Genomic DNA, 21,130 nt, shown 5'->3' with positions numbered 1-21,130 from the left:
GCTATCAATATATTTATTCTTCGGCGGAGTTAGTCGACGCTGTCATAAAGCTAGGGAATATTGTGCCGATAAGGTAGACGGCATGGAGGCGGCTCTGGGTTTACCAATAGAGCGAGGTTGTTTGTATTTTTTAACGTTTTATTTATGTTGAAAGTGCACCTGCAATTACTCATTTGTGGGTATTTATATACACCCGCAAAGCATATTTATTTTCCCGAAAAACGATAATTCCCTACTCTGCGGCGTTATTAGACGAGCAGTAGTCATTATTATGTATTACCTAAAAGGAGTGAGACATGAGTTTAGCGAATTGGCGAATTGGCTATCGATTAGGAGGCGGATTTGCCATCTTGATTCTGATGTTATTTACCGTGAGTATTTTTTCTTTGTCTAAACTGTCCTCTTTTCAGGATGGTGCCAGAGATATCGTCAAAGAGGTTTATCCGCAAACGGTAGATGCGAATGACCTCATCGATAACGTGAATGGGCATTTTGTCGCTTATTTGCAGATGATGCTGGTATCCGGTCAGGAACAGCGTCAGGGATATGTCGATCGGATTATGGCGTACCGCAAGGAAATTAGTCGTCTTCTCGACAATCTGGAAAACAATGCGTCAGGCGAGCTTGCCCGTAAACAAGTGGCGGTTGTCCGCGGATTTCGTGCCGAGTTCATCAAGTCTGGCGATAAAATTATCAGTGATGCGCTGGCGGGTAATAACGACGTCGCCGTCGCGGAATTCAATAACACCCTGAACGTCATTCAGCGCAATTACCGTGACTCGGTGAAGCAGTTGGTGAATTACCAAAATAATGCGATGGATAACTCTGTCGAGACTATGGCTGAGGTATACAGCAACACCCGCATGATTTTGCTGCTTATTTTGGCGCTGGGTGCCGTATTTGGGGTGCTGATTGCCTGGGCGATCACGCGCAGTGTAACCCGTCCAATAGAGCAGGCTTTGCAAGTGGCAGACAGAGTGGCGCAGGGCGATCTGACTTCACGCATCACGGTGACCAGCAAGGATGAAACCGGATTGCTGTTGCAAGCGTTGGATCGCATGAACACCAGCCTGAGCACGATTGTCGGCCAGGTGCGTGATGGCGCGGAAACGATCTCGACAGCGGCGTCACAAATCACGGCAGGGAATCAGGATCTGTCATCGCGTACTGAAGAGCAGGCCAGCTCGCTGGAAGAAACCGCTGCCTCAATGGAGCAACTGGCATCCACCATTAAAAACACCGCGGAAAATACCCAGCAGGCGACGGAGATTGCCAATAAGGCGACCGGTGCGGCGAAACAAAGCGGTGATGTCATGCTTTCCGTGACGCAAAAAATGCGCGGCATTCGTGATTCATCCCAGCGTATGGCGGAAATCATCGGCGTGATTGATGGTATTGCGTTCCAGACCAACATTCTGGCGCTGAATGCCGCCGTTGAAGCCGCGCGTGCGGGTGAGCAAGGGCGTGGCTTTGCGGTGGTGGCGGGGGAAGTCCGTTCTCTGGCACAGCGTAGTGCGACCGCTGCGCGGGAGATCAAGGATTTGATCGACGATTCCGTAAGCAAAATTCGTGAAGGCATGGAACTGGTTGATACCGCTGAAGAAACGATGGGTGGGTTAACGGCCCATGTGAAGGACGTACACGGCATTATCAGCGAGATTTCGCAGGCCAGCCGTGAACAGAGTGACGGGATTAACCAGATGAATCTGGCGATTGGACAGATTGATACCACGACCCAGCAGAATGCGGCTCTGGTTGAAGAATCAGCCTCTGCGGCGCTGTCTCTGCAAGCACAGGCCTCCGTTCTGGCGGAAGCGGTGAGTGCATTTAAAATACAGTCATACGGCAGTAGCAACGCTGGGTCTTATGCGCCGATGTCGATGAGCACACCCACGTTGTCTTTGGCGCTGGCAAGCAAAGAGTAAATGACTGCCATCATTTGACGGCGTTGTAACGTAGCACCTATTCCCACAGGGAGGCGACAGCCTCCCTGATTCTTTTCATATGCTACGTAGCGTAAATACATTTTTTCCCCTGCTTATTCAGCTTGTTATCCTTTACTAAGAAATATTCCCATCTCTTTATTTTTAATATCAACTATATCTGACTATCCTTTTATGTAATTGGGGCGTTATTTCTGTTAATGGCTCGTAGATTAATATGTGTTTTTTCCGATCGAAATTTACTATTTGATAGTCAGAGACTATTTATTATTTACTTTTGAATGATTTAAACGATCAAATGATAAAGATCATGGGTGGTGTGCCGATAAGATGGATAACACAGGAGCGGCCATGTCTGCATGAGTGCGGAGAGGGAAGACCATTATTATCACCTCAATAACGTCTCTGCGGTCTTATCCGTTGTATTTGTAGCACTGTTAGATTTATTTCCACTTTTGCACCTCAACACCCGAGGGAAACTATTTGATTTTTGATAGCGCCTCTCATGCTGAGAGCGTGCGTAAAATGCCTATCTCAAGGTATCTCTGGCGCGTCATAAGGTCTGTTCGCCTTCGGATCGCCAACCATTCTCCGCCCTGTGGTTCCATCAATCTGCGACATGTGCGCAATTGACATTGCTATGCATTATCTAAAAGGAGTGAGACATGAATTTAGCGAATTGGCGTATCGGCTATCGACTGGGGGCTGGGTTTGCTGTCCTGATTTTGATGTTGTTTGTCGTGAGTATTTTTTCCCTGTCCAAGCTATCCGGTTTCCAGGATGGTGCCAGAGGCATTGTGAAAGAGGTTTATCCACAAACGGTTGATTCAAATAGCCTTATCGATAATGTAAACAGCATTCTGGTCGCTTATCAGCGGCTGATGCTGGTTTCAGGTGAGGATAAAATCAAGGAAAACGTCGATCGTGTAAACGTATTCCGCCAGGAAATTGGCCGCCTGCTGGACAAGCTGGAAAGCCACACTGTTGAAGAACGTTCAATCTCTCAGCTACGTGCTATCCGTGCGATCCGTACCGAATTTTTGAAATCCGGTGACAAGATTATCAGTGAAGTGGTGGCGGGTAATCGAGAAGCGGCGATTGAGGAATTCAACAACAATCTGAATGTCATCCAACGCCAGTACCGTGATGCGGTAAGACAATTGGTTAACTATCAGGATGATGCGATGGATACCTCTGTTGAAGCCATGGCTGAGGTGTACAGCGAGACCCGCATTATTCTACTGCTCATTTTAGCGCTGGGCGCCGTATTTGGGGCGCTGATTGCCTGGTCAATTACGCGTAGCGTCACCCGACCGATACAGCAGGCTTTGCAAGTCGCAGACAGAGTGGCACAGGGCGACCTGACCTCACGTATCACTGTTACCAGCAAAGATGAAACCGGATTGCTGCTGCAATCGTTGGATCACATGAACACCAGCCTGAGCACGATTGTTGGGCAGGTGCGTGACGGGGCGGAAACGATCTCGACGGCGGCCTCGCAAATCGCCGCAGGTAATCAGGATTTGTCATCGCGCACCGAAGAGCAGGCCAGCTCGCTGGAAGAAACGGCGGCATCGATGGAGCAGCTGACGTCTACCATTAAGAACACGGCGGAAAACACCCAGCAGGCAACAGATATTGCGAATAAAGCCTCTGGTGCGGCGAAGCAAAGCGGCGACGTTATGGTCTCTGTTACGCAGAAAATGCGCGGCATTCGCGATTCATCTCAGCGTATGGCGGAAATCATTGGCGTGATTGACGGCATTGCATTCCAGACCAATATTCTGGCACTGAATGCTGCGGTTGAAGCGGCGCGTGCGGGCGAGCAAGGGCGTGGTTTTGCCGTGGTGGCAGGGGAAGTGCGTTCTTTGGCACAGCGTAGTGCGACCGCCGCGCGCGAGATCAAGGATTTGATCGACGACTCTGTAAGCAAAATTCAGGAGGGCATGTCGCTGGTGGATACCGCTGAAGAAACGATGAGCGGATTAACGGGCTATGTACAGGATGTGAATGAGATCATCAGCGAAATCTCGCAGGCCAGCCGTGAACAGAGTGACGGGATTAACCAGATGAATCTGGCAGTGGGACAGATTGATACCACGACCCAGCAGAATGCGGCTCTGGTTGAAGAGTCGGCTTCTGCGGCGCTGTCTCTGCAATCACAGGCCTCTGTGCTCGCGGAAGCGGTAAGCGCGTTTAAGTTGCAGTCATATGGCAGCGGCAAAACCGCGTCTTATGCATCGACACCAACGCGTACGCCAACGCTGTCTTTAGCGCCAGCGACGGCGAAAAGTAAGGGCAATGACGGCGACTGGACAACGTTCTAAGGCTGTCTGTCTCTGTAAAATCGTCAACAGGTAAAACACCAACGCCACCGTTATTCGGTGGCGTTTTAGATCGTGGAATAAGAGGCAAAACGTGTGAAGGTGTTACGCCACGCCGTTTTTCTGGAACCACGCCAGCATACGCTGCCAGCCGTCGCGTGCGGACTCTTCATGATAGCTGGGGCGGTAATCGGCATGGAAAGCATGACCGGCATCGGGGTAGACGATGATATCTGCCTCCGCATTGGCAGCGCGTAGCGCCTGCCGCATGGTATCGACCTGCCCCAACGGAATCCCTTCGTCTTTCGCACCGTACAACCCCAGTACCGGGGCTTCTAATTCCGTTGCGACATCGACCGGATGTTTAGGGCTATTCAGCGTTTTCTCACCCGTACACTTGCCGTACCAGGCAACGGCCGCCTTGAGTTGCGGGTTGTGTGCGGCGTAGAGCCAGGTGATGCGCCCGCCCCAACAGAAACCCGTTATCGCCAGTTTACTCGCGTCCCCACCCTGTTTAATCGCCCAGTTGGCCGTGTGATCGAGATCGGATAGCACCTGCGTATCGGGCACCTTATACACCAGCTCGGTCAGTATTCGCTGAATATCGTTATAGTGGCTGGGGTCGCCCTGACGAAAATACAGCTCTGGCGCAATAGCCATATAGCCTTGTTTGGCCAGCCTACGGCAAACGTCCTGAATGTGTTGATGAACGCCGAAAATCTCCTGCACCACCAGAATGATAGGGAGCGGCTTGTCATGGTTCGCCGGTCTGGCGATATACGCAGGCAACTGCTCACCCTGAGAAGAAATAGTGGTCTCACTGGCAATGATACCGACAGAATCCGTCGTAATGATGGAGGAGGTCTGCGGTTCTACCGCCGGGGATAGCCCCTGAGGAAGATGTTTGAAGGTCGTCTGTTCATCAGTCTTCATTACGCGCACTCCTGTTATCGGCCGATTTTCATGTGAAAGAGGGATCTCAGAATATCCATCATAAATACTATCAATGATTAAAGAATCTACACTAGAAGACAATTAATCGGCAAAAATGAATTCCCTACCTAATAAATAGTGATGTAAGTCACGTTTTTTATGTATGTTGATGTTTGTTTCTTTTTCATCGGTGACTCTCGTCACTTAAAAAAACGTCATGATGCGCTAGAGTCTTTTTATTGAACGGACGCTGACTGGCTGCGAAAGGCAGCATAGATGAAGCGTCCGGCGCGATTTCTCTGAATACCCAATTGATTGCCCGGGAGGCAGTTATGTCTACATCTGATGTGTTCCATCTTGGTCTGGTCAAGAACGATTTACAGGGCGCGACGCTGGCTATCGTCCCCGGTGATCCTGAGCGTGTTGAAAAAATTGCTCTCCTGATGGATAACCCGGTACATCTGGCATCACACCGTGAATTTACGTCCTGGCGTGCGGAGCTTGACGGCAAGGCAGTGATTGTTTGCTCGACCGGTATCGGCGGCCCGTCAACGTCAATCGCGGTAGAAGAGTTGGCACAGCTCGGCATCCGTACTTTCCTGCGCGTCGGTACGACGGGGGCGATTCAGTCCGGTATCAATGTCGGCGATGTGCTAGTAACCACGGCAGCGGTTCGCCTTGATGGGGCGAGCCTTCACTTCGCGCCAATGGAATTCCCAGCCGTTGCCGATTTCGGCTGTACCACCGCGCTGGTGGAAGCGGCGAAGGCGTCGGGGGCGGCGTTGCACGTGGGCATCACCGCGTCTTCCGATACGTTCTACCCAGGTCAGGAACGCTATGACACTTTCTCTGGACGCGTTGTCCGTCGCTTCCGCGGTTCGATGGAAGAGTGGCAGAGCATGGGCGTGCTGAACTATGAAATGGAATCCGCCACGCTGTTGACGATGTGCGCCAGTCAGGGGCTGAAAGCGGGCATGATCGCGGGCGTGATCGTGAACCGTACCCAGCAGGAAATCCCAGATGCGGCGACCATGAAGCTGGCCGAAACCACCGTCATCAAGGTGTTGCTGGACGCAACCCGCCGCTTGTTAGCCGCTGAATAAGCACAAAAATTGATGGTATTTTGGGCTGGTCATCGTCGATGCCAGCCCGTATCCTGATAGCCTCTTCAGGTTCATCGGGTTAACCTGCACCGTGCTTAGCGCGTGTAATACGGTTGCCTTGCTCGCCTTTCAACCTCGCAAGGAGATGTATGACCGAACCAACGTTGCTTCATCCCTCTTTATTACCGCTGGACGGCGGAATCAATTTCCGCGATTTAGGCGGCAACCGCGCTGCTGATGGGCGGCTTATACGACACGGTAAACTTTTTCGCTCCGGCTCGCTGGATCTGCTGAGTCAGGCTGACTGCGAACACCTTGCTGGCGTGCCGATTTCTCACGTGGTGGATTATCGGGATGCCGATGAAATTGCGCAGAAGCCCGACGTCTTGTGGACGGGGGCCAACTACCACGCTTACCCAGCCAACCCATTGCGCCATGAAGTGACGGCCAATCTGGATTCATTGGGATCCGATGTGCTGGCGGCGTTTGATTCCCGTGCATTCATGTTGGAGCTTTACCGCCGTCTGCCTTTCAATAATTCGGCCTATAAACAACTGGTATCGCTGCTATTGCGGCCGGATGAGGGCGGGTTGGTACAGCACTGCGCCGTCGGTAAAGATCGCACCGGTATCGGTTCGGCGCTGGTGATGTTTGCGCTGGGGGCAGATGAGCAGACGGTGATGGAAGATTACTTGCTCACCGAGACGACGCTGACGCCATTCCGCCAGCAGCTACTGACACATCTGTCGGCAACGCTGAATGAAAAAGCGCTGGGACAGTTCTCTTATGTACTGTCGGTGCAGGAAGAGTTCATCGTGACGGCGTTGCAGGCTATCTACGAACGACACGGCTCAATCGATAGCTGGCTTGAGGCGGAATACGGTCTGGATAATCGCGCGCGGAACTATTTGCAGGATAAATACTTGGCGTGAGGTTTTTGGTGTTAGGCCGGTCAGCTGACCGGCCTTTGTTTTGCTGTGTAGCTTTGCTGCTTGGGTGATTAACCCGTATTACGCATACCCGCCGCGACGCCCGCGATCGTCACCATCAGCGCCAGCTCCAGATCGGCATCCGGTTTTTCCTGCTGACGTGAACGATGCAGCAATTCGGCCTGCAACACGTTCAGAGGATCGGTATAGACGTTACGCAATGCGATCGACTCGGCGATCCACGGCAGATCCGCCATCAGGTGATCGTCGTTGGAGATCGCCAGCACGACATTGATATCGGCGGCCAGCTGATCGCGCAGCTGTTTCCCTAACGGCCACAGCTTCTCTTCTACCAGACGCTGATCGTAATACTCCGCCAGCCACAGGTCGGCTTTGGCGAACACCATCTCCAGCATACCGATACGCGTTGAGAAGAACGGCCAGTCGCGACACATGGCTTCCAGCTGTTCCTGCTTACCGTCATCCACCACTTTCTGCAACGCGGCACCTGCACCCAGCCACGCTGGCAGCATCAGACGGTTCTGCGTCCAGGCGAAAATCCACGGGATAGCACGCAGGCTTTCCACACCGCCGTTCGGACGACGCTTGGCCGGACGTGAACCCAGCGGCAGTTTACCCAGCTCCAGCTCCGGCGTAGCGGCGCGGAAGTAAGGGACGAAATCCGGGTTCTCACGCACGTAGCCACGGTACATATCGCAGGACACGCGGGACAGCTCATCCATTACCTCGTGCCATTCCTGTTTTGGTTCCGGCGGCGGCAGCAGGTTTGCTTCCAGAATCGCACCGGTATACAGCGCCAGACTGCTGATGGTGACTTCCGGCAGGCCGTATTTAAAGCGGATCATCTCGCCTTGTTCCGTCACGCGCAGGCCACCTTTCAGGCTACCCGGCGGTTGTGACAACAGCGCAGCATGAGCCGGTGCGCCACCGCGACCGATGGAACCACCGCGTCCGTGGAACAGCGTCAGTGCGATACCCGCTTTCTCACAGGTTTTGATCAGTGCGTCCTGTGCACGATATTGCGCCCAGGAAGCGGCCATCACGCCCGCGTCTTTCGCGGAGTCGGAATAGCCGATCATGACCATCTGTTTGCCTTGGATAAAGCCGCGATACCAGTCGATGCTCAGCAACTGCTTCATGACATCATCGGCGTTGTTCAGGTCGTCCAGCGTTTCAAACAGCGGCGCGACCGGCAAGGCAAACGGGCAGCCCGCTTCTTTGAGCAGCAGATGAACGGCCAGCACGTCGGAAGGCGTGCGTGCCATTGAAATGACATAGGCTGCGACTGAACCGATTGGCGCTTTGGCGATGACACGACAGGTATCCAGCACTTCTTTGGTATCCGCACTCGGCTCCCAGTAGCGCGGCAGGAGCGGGCGCTTGGAGCTCAGTTCACGGATCAGGAAGGCTTGCTTATCCGACTCTGACCAGCTTTCGTAGTCGCCCAGACCCAGATAGCGGGTAATTTCAGCCAGCGCTTCGGTGTGGCGGGTACTCTCCTGACGGACATCGATGCGTACCAAAGGCACGCCGAAGCAGCGCACGCGACGCAGCGTATCCAGCAGGCGACCATCAGCGATGATGCCCATGCCGCAGGTTTTCAGCGACTGGTAGCAGGCGTGGAGCGGTTCCCAAAGCTGTTCGTTGGTAACCAGCAGATCTTTAGGAGGCAAGCGCTCCTCACCCGTCAGACGTGCTTCCAGATAGCTCAGCGTACTGCTCAACTGCGAACGCAGTGACTTCATGATAGCGCGGTACGGTTCCTGTACCTCGCTGCCGCCGGCCAGTTCCAGCAACTCCGGCGTACATTCGGACATCGACAGCTCGGAAACCAGCACCTGAATATCACGCAGGAACAGATCGGCTGCTTTCCAACGGCTGAGTAACAGCACATGGCGAGTGACTTCCGCTGTGACGTTCGGGTTACCGTCGCGGTCGCCGCCCATCCAGGACGTAAAGCGCACCGGAACTGCATCAACGGGCAGACGGTAGCCAAAAGCCTGTTCCAGCTGTTCATCCAGTTCGCGTAAAAACGCAGGCACGCCTTCCCACAGGCTGTTTTCCACCACGGCAAAGCCCCACTTGGCTTCATCTACCGGGGTAGGACGAATTTTACGGATTTCATCGGTATGCCAGGACTGCGCGATCAGTTGGCGCAGGCGGCGCATGATCTGATTACGTTCATAGTCAGCCAGATCGTTATGGTCGAGCTGCTTGAGGCAGGTATTCACTTCCACCAGTTTGTGGATCAGCGTCCGACGGGTAATTTCGGTCGGGTGCGCGGTCAGCACCAGCTCGATCGACAAGGACTCCACGGCGTCACGGATATCGCGTTCGGTCAGATTTTTGCTTTCCTTCAGACGCTCAAAGGCGTTGGAAAGCAGTGCCGGGTTACTCGCCGCTTCACCGTGCGGTGAAATCGTATGGTATTGCTCGGCGGTATTGGTCAGGTTAAGGAACTGGCTGAATGCACGGGCAACGGGCAACAGTTCATCGTTAGACAGGTTTTGCAGCGTGGTCAGCAGCTCCTGACGATGTTTTTCATTACCTGCGCGGGAAGACTTTGACAGCTTGCGGATTGTTTCGACTTTATCAAGGATGTTTTCACCCAGCGCTTCCTTGATGGTATCGCCGAGAAGCTTGCCGAGCATACTGACGTTACTGCGCATTGCGGAATATTGTTCGTTCATAGTTACCCTGACCATCCCTACCATTTTTGTAAGTTTATTTCACTTGACATATTTTGACGCACTGCCTCCATCTAGCCACGATAAGGCGGATTCGTCAATTGACGATTCTTTCTTCTCCTTATTCTTTGTACTTGCATTGAGGCGGGCTTGGCAATTTGTGAAATTTAATTACAGAGGCGCGGATATTAGGGCAGCTAATTAGAGGAGAGGGATGGCGGGGCGCAAAGGCCCCGCGAGTGCGGTTACGCCTGTTTGGACGCTCTGACGACCAGAATATAAGTCAGCGTGAAAGAAAGCACGATGGCGATGGCCATGCCGGATACCGCGTAGCTAAAGTACGGGCCGATATAGGCTGGCAGGCTGAAAATACTCGACAAGATGTAGCCATACAGCCGGACACCGAAGTACGCGATAAAGGCCGAGGCGATGGAGCTGGCAATCGTTGCGGAGATAAACGCTTTTTTATACTTGGTCAGGACGCCGAAGAGTGCAGGTTCGGTAATACCGAGCAGCGCGGAAACCCCAGCAGACAGCACGACAGATTTGTCCTGACGGGTTTTGGCATGGAAGTAGATGGCAAACGTGGAACCCGCAATCGCCATGTTAGCCATACACATCATTGGCATCAGCATATCAAAACCCTGATTGCTGAAATTTTGCAGCGCAATGGGCGTCATCGCGTGATGCATGCCAGTCAGAATCGCGACAGGCCGAATCGCACCGACCACGAAACCAGCAAAGATAGACGACACATCGAACAGGCTCTGAATAAACAGTGCCAGCAGTTTACCGAGATAGATCCCGAATGGCCCGATAACGGTGAGCGACACCAGTGCGGCGATAAACAGCGTCAGCGTTGGGGTAAACACGGTTTTCAGCACCGAAGGCATGATGCGGTCGACCCAACGATGGATATAGCTCAGTGCCAGCACGGAGAAAATCACCGGGATGACGCTGGCGGCATAGTTGAACACCGGAATGGGTAGCACACCGATGAAGTAAAAGGCGCTGACCGCATTAGGGCTATTGCTGGCTAGTGCCTTCGCCGCTTCTATCAACGACGGGTACATCAGGCAGGCTGCAACAGCCGCTGCCAGATATTCGCTTGTTTTAAATATCCTGGCTGCGGAGATGGCGAGGAAGAAAGGTAAGAAATAGAACACACCGCTGGCGATCAGATCGAGGACGATCACAGTATCGGTTTTGGCAGAGACCACTTTCAAGGCGATCAGCCCTGCCAGCAGCCCTTTGATCATCCCGGCACCCGCGATGGCAGGGACGATCGGACCAAATACGCCGGAAACGGTATCCATGAACAGCGAAATCAGCCCCTTCTTCTGCTTCTGCACGTCCGGCTGTGATGTCGTTGTAGGCGAAAGCTGGGCGTGCAGCAGCTCGTAATACTCATTGACCTGTGGCCCGATAATAATCTGAAACTGTTCACTCTGGTGTTGCGCACCTAATATACCGGGCAGATTTTTGATCGCCTCGGTTTGCACTTTACTTTCATCAATTAAATCAAACCGAAGCCGTGTCATACAGTGCCAGGCTTTATTTATATTATCGTTTCCGCCAACCAGTTTAATGATTGACTGAATAACCTCATTTTTTCCCATGGAATAAACTCCCCGCATAGCCTTATGTTATTTTTGGCCGAATTATTTCCACCGATAGTAAAAACTTAAAGAAGAAAAAACAAACCAATAAAACATGAAGTTCGTCACATGGTTAGCCTGTAAGGGCCTGTTTGTTGCCATTATTCGATAATTGGTCTGGTTTTTTAATCAATTAGATGACTTTTTCAAACCAAAATAAATCTTTTAAATAAGAGGTTTACAATAAAAGAAAAAATAAGTAGAAAACAAAAAAAGAAACTAATTTTAGACTGTGTTTTTGCCGGGTAGCGCTATTCCGGTAAATGCTCTGGAGGATATTTTTGTGTTGCCGACAATCATTACTGACATTGAATGTCTTGTTACCCGCCCTGACCGCCATAATTTAGTGACGGTGGTGGTTCACACGGATAAAGGCGTGACAGGTTATGGCTGTGCGACCTTCCAGCAGCGCCCGCTGGCCGTCAAAGCGATGGTGGACGAGTACCTCAAACCGCTGCTGCTAGGACGAGATGCTAACCACATTGAAGACCTGTGGCACATGATGATGGTCAACGCCTATTGGCGTAACGGGCCGGTTATCAACAATGCGGTGGCGGGCGTCGATATGGCGCTGTGGGACATCAAGGGCAAGCTGGCGGATATGCCGCTCTATCACCTGTTTGGTGGGAAATCCCGTGATGCCATTGCCGCTTACAGCCATGCTGCCAGCGATACGCTGGATGGGCTTTATCAGGAAGTGGATCGGCTGTATGCGCAGGGCTATCGCCATATCCGCTGTCAGCTAGGATTCTATGGCGGTAATCCCGATGCGCTGCACAGCACGCGGCAACCGACGGAGGGAGCCTATTACGATCAGGATCAGTACATGGCCAACACGCTCGCTATGTTCCGTGCGCTGCGTGAGAAATACGGCGATCGTTTCCACATCCTGCATGATGTTCATGAGCGCTTGTTCCCGAATCAGGCCGTGCAGTTCGCCAAAGCGGTAGAAGCCTATCGCCCCTATTTTATCGAAGACATTTTGCCGCCTGCGCAAAATGAGTGGCTGGCGCAGATCCGCAGCCAGAGCGCAGTGCCGCTGGCGACTGGGGAGCTGTTTAATAACCCCGCCGAGTGGCAGAATCTGGTGATTAACCGTCAGGTTGATTTCATCCGCTGCCATGTCTCACAGATTGGCGGGATTACGCCGGCACTGAAGCTGGGCGCATTCTGTCAGAATTTTGGTGTCCGTCTGGCGTGGCATTGTCCGCCGGATATGACGCCTATCGGCGCGGCGGTCAACATTCATCTGAATATCCATTTGCACAACGCCGCTATTCAGGAATTTGTCGCTTACCCGGAAAATACCCGCAAGGTCTTCCCGCAGGCGGTGGAGCCGGAGAAGGGTTATCTGTATCCGATTGAGCGCCCCGGTATCGGCGTTGGGATCGATCTGGACGCGGCGCGGCGGTTCCCCGTCGTCTATCGTCCGCACGAGTGGACGCAAAGCCGCCTGCCAGATGGCACGATGCATACGCCTTGAGTCTTACGGCGACTGGCGGAAGGTCAGGTTATCGCGGTTGAAGGGGATAACGTAGGTACAGGCGTAGTTAATGTCGATGATATCGCTCGATTCGTACACGCGACCGCCCTGTAAAATACCGCGATTAAGAATATGCATCGCCGCCGTGCCTTTCTTGCAGCCCAGCAGCTCAGCCTGTGCTTTGGTGACGTTAACCGCCTGATAATGCGTCAGGTAGTGTGAAATCGCGTAGCCCTTGCTGAGCACATACTGCTGAATCGAGCTTTCAATAATCTTCTGGCTCATGTCTGGGAAATCCGCGGCAGGCATCTTCGATATCTCGATCTGCACCTTGCGGTTATCGACGTAGCGTAACCGGCTGAATTCCCATATGAACGTATTTTCGCTGATAGCAAAAACCTGTTGCTCTTCTCGCGTCGGTAGCCGCTTATGCAGGCTAAGCAGACGGAATGAAATCTGATTAAATTTCTTTTCGGTAATCGAGTTATACACCAGCGGATTGCTGCGTACGCCCTGATTAATGAAGTTACCCGAGCCCTGTACCATATGGATCGCGCCGATGCTGGCGAGCTTTTCCAGTGCCTGACGGATGGTAAAACGCGACACGCCGTATTCCTCCGCCAGTTGGCGTTCCGGCGGCAGCTTTTCCGGCAGCGGATCGGTGTGCTGATAGATTTTGCTCAGTAAATCCTGCGCGATGAAGTCTTTCTTTTTCATGAGCTGTCTCAAAATAGCCCTGCCAGCGTAGCTGACAAGGCCGCTTGCATCGGATCAGTGGTGACAGAAGTGATGAATCACCTGCGAGATCAGGTCACGCGTTGGTTTGATAAACTTGGTATCAATATATTCATCCGGCTGGTGCGCCTGCTCGATCGAGCCCGGCCCCAGAACCAGCGTCGGGCACAGCGTCTGAATAAACGGCGCTTCGGTGCAGTAGTTAACGATTTCCGTTTTCGTCCCCAGCAGCTTCTCTACGACTGACACTAGACGGTGATCGGGCGGGCACTCATAGCCAGGAATCGGAGGGTGCAGCTCGCTGATGGTCAACCGACCCGGCCAGCGCTGGCTGACAGGCTCAAGCGCTTCTGACAGCAGTCCATCCAAATCGTTAAGCGTAATGCCCGGCAGCGGACGGATATCCATATGCAGTTCACAGCAGCCGCAGATGCGGTTAGCGGCATCGCCGCCGTGAATGTGGCCGAGGTTCATGGTCGGGTGAGGAATGTGGAAAATCGGGTTGTGATAGCGTTCCTGTAGCGTGTTACGCAATACCAGCAGATGAGAAATGGCTTCGTGCATCAGTTCAATCGCGTTCACGCCACGCGAAGGATCGCTGGAGTGACCGGACTGCCCCTGAATGCGGATTGCGTTGGACATATGACCCTTGTGGGCGCGCACCGGTTGCAGAGACGTCGGTTCGCCGATGATGGCGCAGTCCGGGCGAATCTGCGTGGATTCGGAGAAATACTTGGCACCGGCCATGGTCGTCTCTTCATCTGCCGTTGCCAGCACATAGAGCGGTTTCGTTAGCTTAGTCGGATCGATATCGCGTAACGCATCCAGAATAAAGGCAAAGAAGCCTTTCATATCCGCCGTACCCAAGCCGTACAGCTTGTTGTCATGTTCGGTCAGCGTGAATGGGTCGCGCGTCCAGCGACCATCGTCGAACGGGACGGTGTCGGTGTGGCCTGCCAACAATAAGCCACCTTTTCCTTCACCAATCCGCGCCAGCATATTAAATTTATTGAGGGTGCCGGGGACCGGTTGGACTTCCACATGGAAGCCGAGATCGCCGAACCAGCCTGCCAGCAGGTTGATTAAGGTATGATTACTTTGATCGAGCGCGCTGTCGGTGGCACTGATGGACGGTGTGGCGATCAATGCCCGATATAGCTCAATAAAAGGGGGTAAATTCATCTTCACTGTTGACAGCCTCTGGTTAGGGTAGTATCAATATTCATGCATTTATTTTGAATAAAAATACAATAATGCTCGGCGAAAGGAAACCCAAAGGTACGGCGATGGCGATTCGTCACTTTCACTGAGTTTCGCGGGTGAACAGCGTACCGACGCTGGTGAGCCCTGTTACCTGTTCCATAGATAAGTAAGAAGGTATACGGATCCCATGCTGAATACGCTGATTGTTGGTGCAAGTGGTTATACCGGCGCTGAGCTTGCGCTCTACCTGAACCGTCACCCACAGATGAACATAACCGCTTTGATGGTTTCTGCGCAAAGTGTCGATGCAGGAAAATTGATTTCTGATTTACATCCGCAGCTCAAAGGCATCATTGATGTACCGGTAAAACCGCTGACCGATGCGGAAGAAGCGGCGAAAGGCGTGGATGTCGTTTTTCTGGCGACTGACCACAAAGTCAGCCACGATCTGGCCCCTGTTTTTCTGGCGGCAGGCTGCACCGTTTTTGATTTATCCGGCGCGTTTCGCGTACAGGATGCCGACTTTTATCGTCGCTACTATGGCTTTGAGCATCAGCACCCTGACTGGCTGGCAAAAGCGGTTTACGGGCTGGCCGAATGGCGTGCTGAAAGCGTAAAACACGCGCAGCTGATTGCGGTGCCGGGCTGTTATCCAACGGCAGCACAGCTGGCGCTGAAGCCGCTGCTGGACGCGCAATTGCTGAACCCGGCGCAATGGCCGGTGATTAATGCCGTGAGCGGCGTGAGCGGGGCAGGGCGTAAAGCGTCGATGACCAACAGCTTCTGCGAAGTCAGCTTTCAACCGTACGGTATTTTCAACCATCGTCATGAACCTGAAATTTCAACGCACCTCGGCACGCCAGTGATCTTCACGCCGCATTTGGGCAACTTCGCTCGCGGTATTCTGGAAACCATCACCTGCCGCCTGCAACCGGACGTCACCCAGCAGGATGTTGCCGAAGCCTATCACAACGCCTATCACGATAAGCCGTTGGTTCGCCTGTATGACAAGGGCGTTCCGGCGCTGAAATCCGTTGTCGGCCTGCCGTTCTGCGATATCGGTTTCTCCGTTGACGGTGAGCACCTCATCGTGGTGGCAACCGAAGATAACCTGCTGAAAGGCGCGGCGGCACAGGCTGTGCAATGCATGAACATTCGTTTTGGTTTCCCTGAAACCCAATCGTTAATTTAATGACTACTGGTCCCGACATTTCGAGGCGCGAAGCATAATGAATCCGTTAATTATCAAATTAGGTGGCGTTTTACTGGATAGCGAAGAAGCGCTGGAGCGTCTGTTCACCGCACTGGTGGCTTACCGTCAGGAGCATCAGCGTCCGCTGGTGATTGTGCACGGTGGCGGCTGTCTGGTGGACGAGTTGATGAAGAAGCTGGCGCTGCCAGTCGTGAAGAAAAACGGCCTGCGCGTCACGCCAGCCGATCAGATCGACATCATCACCGGTGCGCTGGCGGGTTCCGCCAACAAGACGCTGCTGTCATGGGCGAAGAAGCATGATATCAACGCAGTCGGCTTGTGCTTGGGCGATGGCGGCAGCACGACGGTTACGCAGCTCGATGAGTCTTTGGGCTTTGTGGGTAAAGCGGAAGCGGGATCGCCTGCGCTGCTGAACACGCTGCTGTCTGCGGGCTACCTGCCTGTCGTTAGCTCCATCGGTATTACGGCGCAGGGCGACCTGATGAACGTCAACGCTGACCAGGCGGCGACGGCACTGGCGCAAACGCTGGGTGCGGATTTAATCCTGCTGTCTGACGTGAGCGGCATTCTGGACGGTAAAGGTCAGCGTATTGCCGAAATGACGGCAGAGAAAGCCGAACAGCTGATTGCTCAGGGCATTATTACCGACGGCATGATTGTTAAGGTCAATGCTGCGCTGGATGCCGCGCGTGCGCTGGGGCGTCCGGTTGATATCGCCAGCTGGCGTCATGCCGAGCAACTACCTGCGCTGTTCAACGGCGTGGCGATTGGTACACGTATTCTGGCGTAAGTCGTTTCTGGGTATGGCATGATGCGATACCAACATGAATTAAATTCTGGGAGTAATCGTTATGGCTTTGTGGGGCGGTCGGTTTAGTCAGGCAGCAGATCAGCGTTTTAAACAATTTAATGACTCACTGCGGTTTGATTACCGTCTGGCGGAACAGGACATCGTTGGCTCGATCGGCTGGTCGAAAGCGCTGGTGACGGTCAATGTGCTCAGCGAGCAGGAGCAGCAGCAACTGGAACAGGCGCTGAATGCGTTGCTGGTTGAGGTACAGGCTGACCCTGAGATGATCCTGCAAAGCGACGCAGAAGACATTCACAGCTGGGTTGAACAGCGTCTGATTGAGAAAGTCGGCGATTTAGGTAAAAAACTGCATACCGGTCGTAGCCGTAACGATCAGGTCGCGACCGACCTGAAACTCTGGTGCAAAGCGCAGATTGCAGAGCTGCTGCTGTCGGTACGCCAGCTACGTCAGGCGCTGGTCACGACGGCGGAAGCGAATCAGGATGCGGTGATGCCGGGTTATACCCACTTGCAGCGCGCACAGCCGGTGACGTTTGCACATTGGTGTCTGGCTTACCACGAGATGCTGGCGCGTGATGAAAGCCGCTTGGAAGATACGCTGAAGCGTCTGGATGTCAGCCCGCTGGGCTGTGGCGCGCTGGCGGGAACGGCTTATCCGATCGACCGTGAGCAACTGGCGGGCTGGCTGGGATTTGCCTCGGCCACGCGTAACAGTCTGGATACGGTTTCCGATCGCGATCATGTGCTGGAACTGCTGTCCGATGCCTCGATCGGCATGATCCACCTGTCGCGTTTTGCCGAAGATCTGATCTTCTTCAACAGCGGTGAAGCGGCGTTTGTTGAGCTGTCTGACCGTGTGACATCCGGTTCTTCCCTGATGCCACAGAAGAAAAACCCGGATGCGCTGGAGCTGATTCGCGGTAAATGCGGTCGCGTACAGGGCGCGTTGACCGGCATGATGATGACGCTTAAAGGCCTGCCGTTGGCGTATAACAAAGACATGCAGGAAGACAAAGAAGGGCTGTTTGACGCGCTGGATACCTGGCACGACTGCCTGATGATGGCGGGTCTGGTGCTGGAAGGTATTCAGGTGAAGCGTCCACGTTGTAAAGAAGCAGCCGAACAAGGCTACGCGAACTCGACAGAGCTGGCGGATTACCTAGTCGCGAAAGGCGTTCCATTCCGTGAAGCGCACCATATCGTGGGTGAAGCGGTGGTTGAAGCCATTCGTCAGGGCAAAGCATTGGAAGCGTTGCCGCTGGCCGATCTGCAAAAATTCAGCGCTGTGATTGGCGAGGATGTGTACCCGATTCTGGCGTTACAATCCTGCCTGGATAAGCGTGCTGCACAAGGTGGCGTGTCGCCGCAGCAGGTCGCTAAAGCGATTAGTTATGCGAAGCAGCGCTTAGCTTAACTCGCCCACCTCTGTTCTGTTCCCCCAGCGTGGTGTTCCGCGTTGGGGGAATTCCACCGTTACCGATCTGATTCTTCTGCAAATTATCATCTATCCATTTTCATATGGAATGCGGCTCGCATTTTTCTGCTCAGCGTCTTCCCCGCCGGAATTGTTTCTGGACATCCATACAGTATCATTTTACCTTGACCGACAGCGTGAAAGGCCTGCGGAGGCAAAGTGGATATCAGCATATTTTATGGTCTGGGCGGCAGTGCAGTGGGTCTGTTGGTCGGGTGGTTAATTGCCAGCCTGATTCATCAGCAGAAGCTGTCGCGGCATGACACCGAACAGCAACTGCTGGCGCAGACATTGCAGCAGACTCAGCAGTCGCTCAGCGAACAGCAGCAGGCAAAGCAGCTGCACGAACAGCGGCTACGGCAAAACGAGCTGGAGCTGCGTACGGTCCACGCTCAACTCTCTGCCAGCCATGAAAAGCTGCAACAGCTCGGTGAACTCCGCGCCGAGTGCGTGCAGCTCAATCAGGAACTACGGACGCTGCGTGAAATCAATAGTGCGCAGGAAGCGGAGCTGCGAGAAGTCACCATTCGGCTGGAAGAAACCCGTATGGCGGCGGAAGAGAAGCAGCGGCTGCTGGCAAACAGCGAACAGCGGTTGACGACACAGTTTGAGAATCTGGCGAACCGGATTTTTGAACACAGCGGCCGCAAAGTGGATGAACAAAATAAACAGAGTCTGGATAAGCTGCTGATGCCGCTGCGTGAGCAGCTTGATGGCTTCCGTCGTCAGGTGCAGGACAGCTTTGGGGCGGAAGCGCGTGAGCGTCATACGCTGGCGCATGAAATCCGCAATCTGCAACAGCTGAACGCGCAGATGGCACACGAGGCCATCAACCTGACGAAAGCGCTGAAAGGCGATAACAAAACGCAGGGTAACTGGGGCGAGGTGGTGTTAAGCCGCGTACTGGAAGCTTCCGGCCTGCGTGAAGGCTATGAGTACCAAACACAGGTCAGCGTGCAGACGGGGGCAAATAGCCGCCTGCAACCGGATGTCATCGTGCGCTTACCGCAGGGCAAAGATGTCGTGATCGATGCCAAGATGTCGCTGGTGGCCTACGAGCGTTATTTCAATAGTGACGATGACGCAGAGCGCAGTGTGGCGTTGAACGAACATTTGCTCTCGGTTCGCAGCCATATTCGGCAGTTGAGCAGCAAAGATTACCAGCAGCTGCCGGGGCTGCGTTCGCTAGACTACGTGCTGATGTTTATTCCGGTCGAACCAGCTTTTCTGGTCGCTATCGATCGCCAGCCCGAATTGATCAACGAAGCGCTAAAGCACAATATTATGCTGGTCAGCCCGACCACGCTGCTGGTGGCATTACGCACTATCACCAATTTATGGCGCTATGAACAACAGAGCCGCAATGCACAGCAGATCGCTGAAAAAGCGTCGCGGCTGTACGATAAACTGCGGTTGTTTGTCGATGATATGGAAGCGCTGGGGCAAGGTTTGGATAAAGCGCAGGGCACTTATCGTCAGGCGATGAATAAACTTTCCTCTGGGCGTGGTAACCTTATTGGCCAGGCTGAGGGGTTCCGTGCGCTGGGTGTAGAAATTAAACGCACAATCAGCCCGTCATTAGCAGAAAAAGCAACGGCCCATGAGCACGCTGAACGCGATGAATTACCGGATTCCGTAGCGCCCGACGCTGTTTCACCAACCGTGAAAACGGAGGGCGAAGAAGGGGAATCCCCTTTCGCTACCCGTACTGATTCATACTAAATAGGTATGAATTTCGTGGGCTTGGCACCATGCTATGCGAAATTAGTGCAGTGGGGTTTTTATACGGGTCTGGTACACTCTCACCATTAATGGGTAGACCCGAAATTTGACTGAAATAGTAGGCGGATAAGATGGCAAGTGAGCAGGAGAAAACGGCCGACTTTGGTTTTCGGACTGTCGCCAGGGATGAAAAAGAAGTCATGGTGGCTGAGGTTTTTCATTCTGTAGCAGCAAAGTATGACTTGATGAATGACCTGATGTCCTTTGGTATCCACCGTGTCTGGAAGCGTTTCACTATCGAATGTAGTGGAGTAAGACGTAACCAGCGAGTTCTGGATCTTGCCGGAGGCACAGGGGATTTAACCGCCAAATTCTCCCGCATGGTTGGCGAAGGTGGTGAGGTCATTCTGGCGGACATCAACGCATCAATGCTGAAAGTGGGCCGCGAAAAACTGCGTAACAAAGGCATTATCGACAACATCAACTACGTGCAGGCCAATGCTGAAGCGCTGCCGTTCCCTGATGACTTCTTCGACTGCATTACTATCTCCTTTGGTCTGCGCAACGTGACGGACAAAAACAAAGCGCTGCGCTCCATGTACCGCGTGCTGAAGCCGGGTGGTCGCTTGCTGGTGCTGGAGTTTTCTAAGCCGATCATTAAACAGCTGAGCACCGTTTACGATGCGTATTCATTTCATATCCTGCCGAGGATTGGCGAAGCCGTGGCGAGTGATGCCGGGAGCTACCGCTATCTGGCGGAATCTATCCGCATGCACCCCGATCAGGAAACGCTGAAAGGGATGATGAGCGATGCCGGTTTTGACAGTGTTAACTATTTCAACCTCACCGGTGGAATCGTTGCGCTGCATCGTGGGTTTAAATTCTGATTGG

The 21,130-nt window shown here is 53.3% G+C and carries 15 protein-coding genes; 10 read left to right on the top strand and 5 right to left on the bottom strand.

Annotation, left to right across the window (positions count from 1 at the left end; genetic code table 11):
- Positions 1–296 precede the first annotated feature (296 nt).
- Positions 297–1,925 carry a methyl-accepting chemotaxis protein gene (locus MYB54_RS20745; protein WP_248721298.1) on the top strand — a complete coding sequence of 543 codons (1,629 nt, stop codon included), beginning with the start codon at positions 297–299 and terminating at the stop codon, positions 1,923–1,925.
- Positions 1,926–2,608: 683 nt separating this feature from the next.
- Positions 2,609–4,270: a methyl-accepting chemotaxis protein gene (locus MYB54_RS20740; protein WP_248721297.1), complete on the top strand. Its 1,662-nt coding sequence runs from the start codon at positions 2,609–2,611 to the stop codon at positions 4,268–4,270.
- A gap of 102 nt (positions 4,271–4,372) precedes the next feature.
- Here the strand turns inward: MYB54_RS20740 and MYB54_RS20735 are convergent, their stop codons facing one another.
- Positions 4,373–5,200 (bottom strand): dienelactone hydrolase family protein, encoded by an 828-nt coding sequence (locus MYB54_RS20735; protein WP_248721296.1) that lies wholly within the window; start codon positions 5,198–5,200, stop codon positions 4,373–4,375.
- Between the two features lie 332 nt (positions 5,201–5,532).
- Here MYB54_RS20735 and udp point away from each other — a divergent pair, with 332 nt between their 5' ends.
- Both udp and MYB54_RS20725 read left to right on the top strand, forming a co-directional pair.
- Positions 5,533–6,303, top strand: a complete 771-nt coding sequence (gene udp / locus MYB54_RS20730; protein ID WP_248721295.1) for a uridine phosphorylase — start codon at positions 5,533–5,535, stop codon at positions 6,301–6,303.
- Positions 6,304–6,452: 149 nt separating this feature from the next.
- Positions 6,453–7,235: a tyrosine-protein phosphatase gene (locus tag MYB54_RS20725; RefSeq protein WP_039550363.1), complete on the top strand. Its 783-nt coding sequence runs from the start codon at positions 6,453–6,455 to the stop codon at positions 7,233–7,235.
- 68 nt (positions 7,236–7,303) lie between these two features.
- Here the strand turns inward: MYB54_RS20725 and ppc are convergent, their stop codons facing one another.
- On the bottom strand, positions 7,304–9,943 hold the full coding sequence (ppc, locus tag MYB54_RS20720; protein ID WP_014913770.1) for a phosphoenolpyruvate carboxylase: 2,640 nt from the start codon (positions 9,941–9,943) through the stop codon (positions 7,304–7,306).
- Between the two features lie 242 nt (positions 9,944–10,185).
- Positions 10,186–11,559, bottom strand: coding sequence for a PTS transporter subunit EIIC (locus tag MYB54_RS20715; protein WP_248721294.1), 1,374 nt, complete (start codon positions 11,557–11,559; stop codon positions 10,186–10,188).
- A 322-nt stretch (positions 11,560–11,881) separates the two neighbouring features.
- Between MYB54_RS20715 and MYB54_RS20710 the strand changes: the two genes are divergently transcribed.
- Positions 11,882–13,081: a starvation-sensing protein RspA gene (locus tag MYB54_RS20710; RefSeq protein WP_248721293.1), complete on the top strand. Its 1,200-nt coding sequence runs from the start codon at positions 11,882–11,884 to the stop codon at positions 13,079–13,081.
- Positions 13,082–13,084: 3 nt separating this feature from the next.
- Here MYB54_RS20710 and MYB54_RS20705 read toward each other — a convergent pair whose 3' ends face one another.
- Both MYB54_RS20705 and argE read right to left on the bottom strand, forming a co-directional pair.
- On the bottom strand, positions 13,085–13,798 hold the full coding sequence (locus MYB54_RS20705; protein WP_010283786.1) for a GntR family transcriptional regulator: 714 nt from the start codon (positions 13,796–13,798) through the stop codon (positions 13,085–13,087).
- Between the two features lie 54 nt (positions 13,799–13,852).
- Entirely contained in the window at positions 13,853–15,004 is a 1,152-nt protein-coding gene (argE, locus tag MYB54_RS20700; RefSeq protein WP_131526237.1) for an acetylornithine deacetylase, read from the bottom strand.
- Between the two features lie 202 nt (positions 15,005–15,206).
- On the opposite strand from argE, the gene argC reads away from it, so the two are divergent.
- From argC to ubiE, 5 genes are all read left to right on the top strand, one after another.
- Positions 15,207–16,211: an N-acetyl-gamma-glutamyl-phosphate reductase gene (gene argC / locus MYB54_RS20695; protein ID WP_248721292.1), complete on the top strand. Its 1,005-nt coding sequence runs from the start codon at positions 15,207–15,209 to the stop codon at positions 16,209–16,211.
- A gap of 37 nt (positions 16,212–16,248) precedes the next feature.
- The gene (argB, locus tag MYB54_RS20690) at positions 16,249–17,022 is read left to right on the top strand and encodes an acetylglutamate kinase (RefSeq protein ID WP_039278775.1); all 774 of its coding nucleotides are present in this window, start codon (positions 16,249–16,251) and stop codon (positions 17,020–17,022) included.
- Between the two features lie 61 nt (positions 17,023–17,083).
- A complete protein-coding gene (gene argH / locus MYB54_RS20685; protein ID WP_248721291.1) occupies positions 17,084–18,457 on the top strand; it encodes an argininosuccinate lyase in 1,374 nt (457 codons plus the stop codon).
- 219 nt (positions 18,458–18,676) lie between these two features.
- Positions 18,677–20,239, top strand: a complete 1,563-nt coding sequence (gene rmuC, locus MYB54_RS20680) for a DNA recombination protein RmuC (RefSeq protein WP_039556073.1) — start codon at positions 18,677–18,679, stop codon at positions 20,237–20,239.
- Between the two features lie 131 nt (positions 20,240–20,370).
- Positions 20,371–21,126 carry a bifunctional demethylmenaquinone methyltransferase/2-methoxy-6-polyprenyl-1,4-benzoquinol methylase UbiE gene (gene ubiE, locus MYB54_RS20675; RefSeq protein ID WP_014913778.1) on the top strand — a complete coding sequence of 252 codons (756 nt, stop codon included), beginning with the start codon at positions 20,371–20,373 and terminating at the stop codon, positions 21,124–21,126.
- The last annotated feature ends 4 nt before the right edge of the window (positions 21,127–21,130 follow it).

The organism is Pectobacterium nicotianae (genome assembly GCF_023272715.1).
Taxonomy (GTDB): Bacteria; Pseudomonadota; Gammaproteobacteria; order Enterobacterales; family Enterobacteriaceae; genus Pectobacterium; species Pectobacterium brasiliense.
Note: the sequence above shows the minus strand (reverse complement) of the source record. Positions and strands in the feature narration are given on the sequence as shown.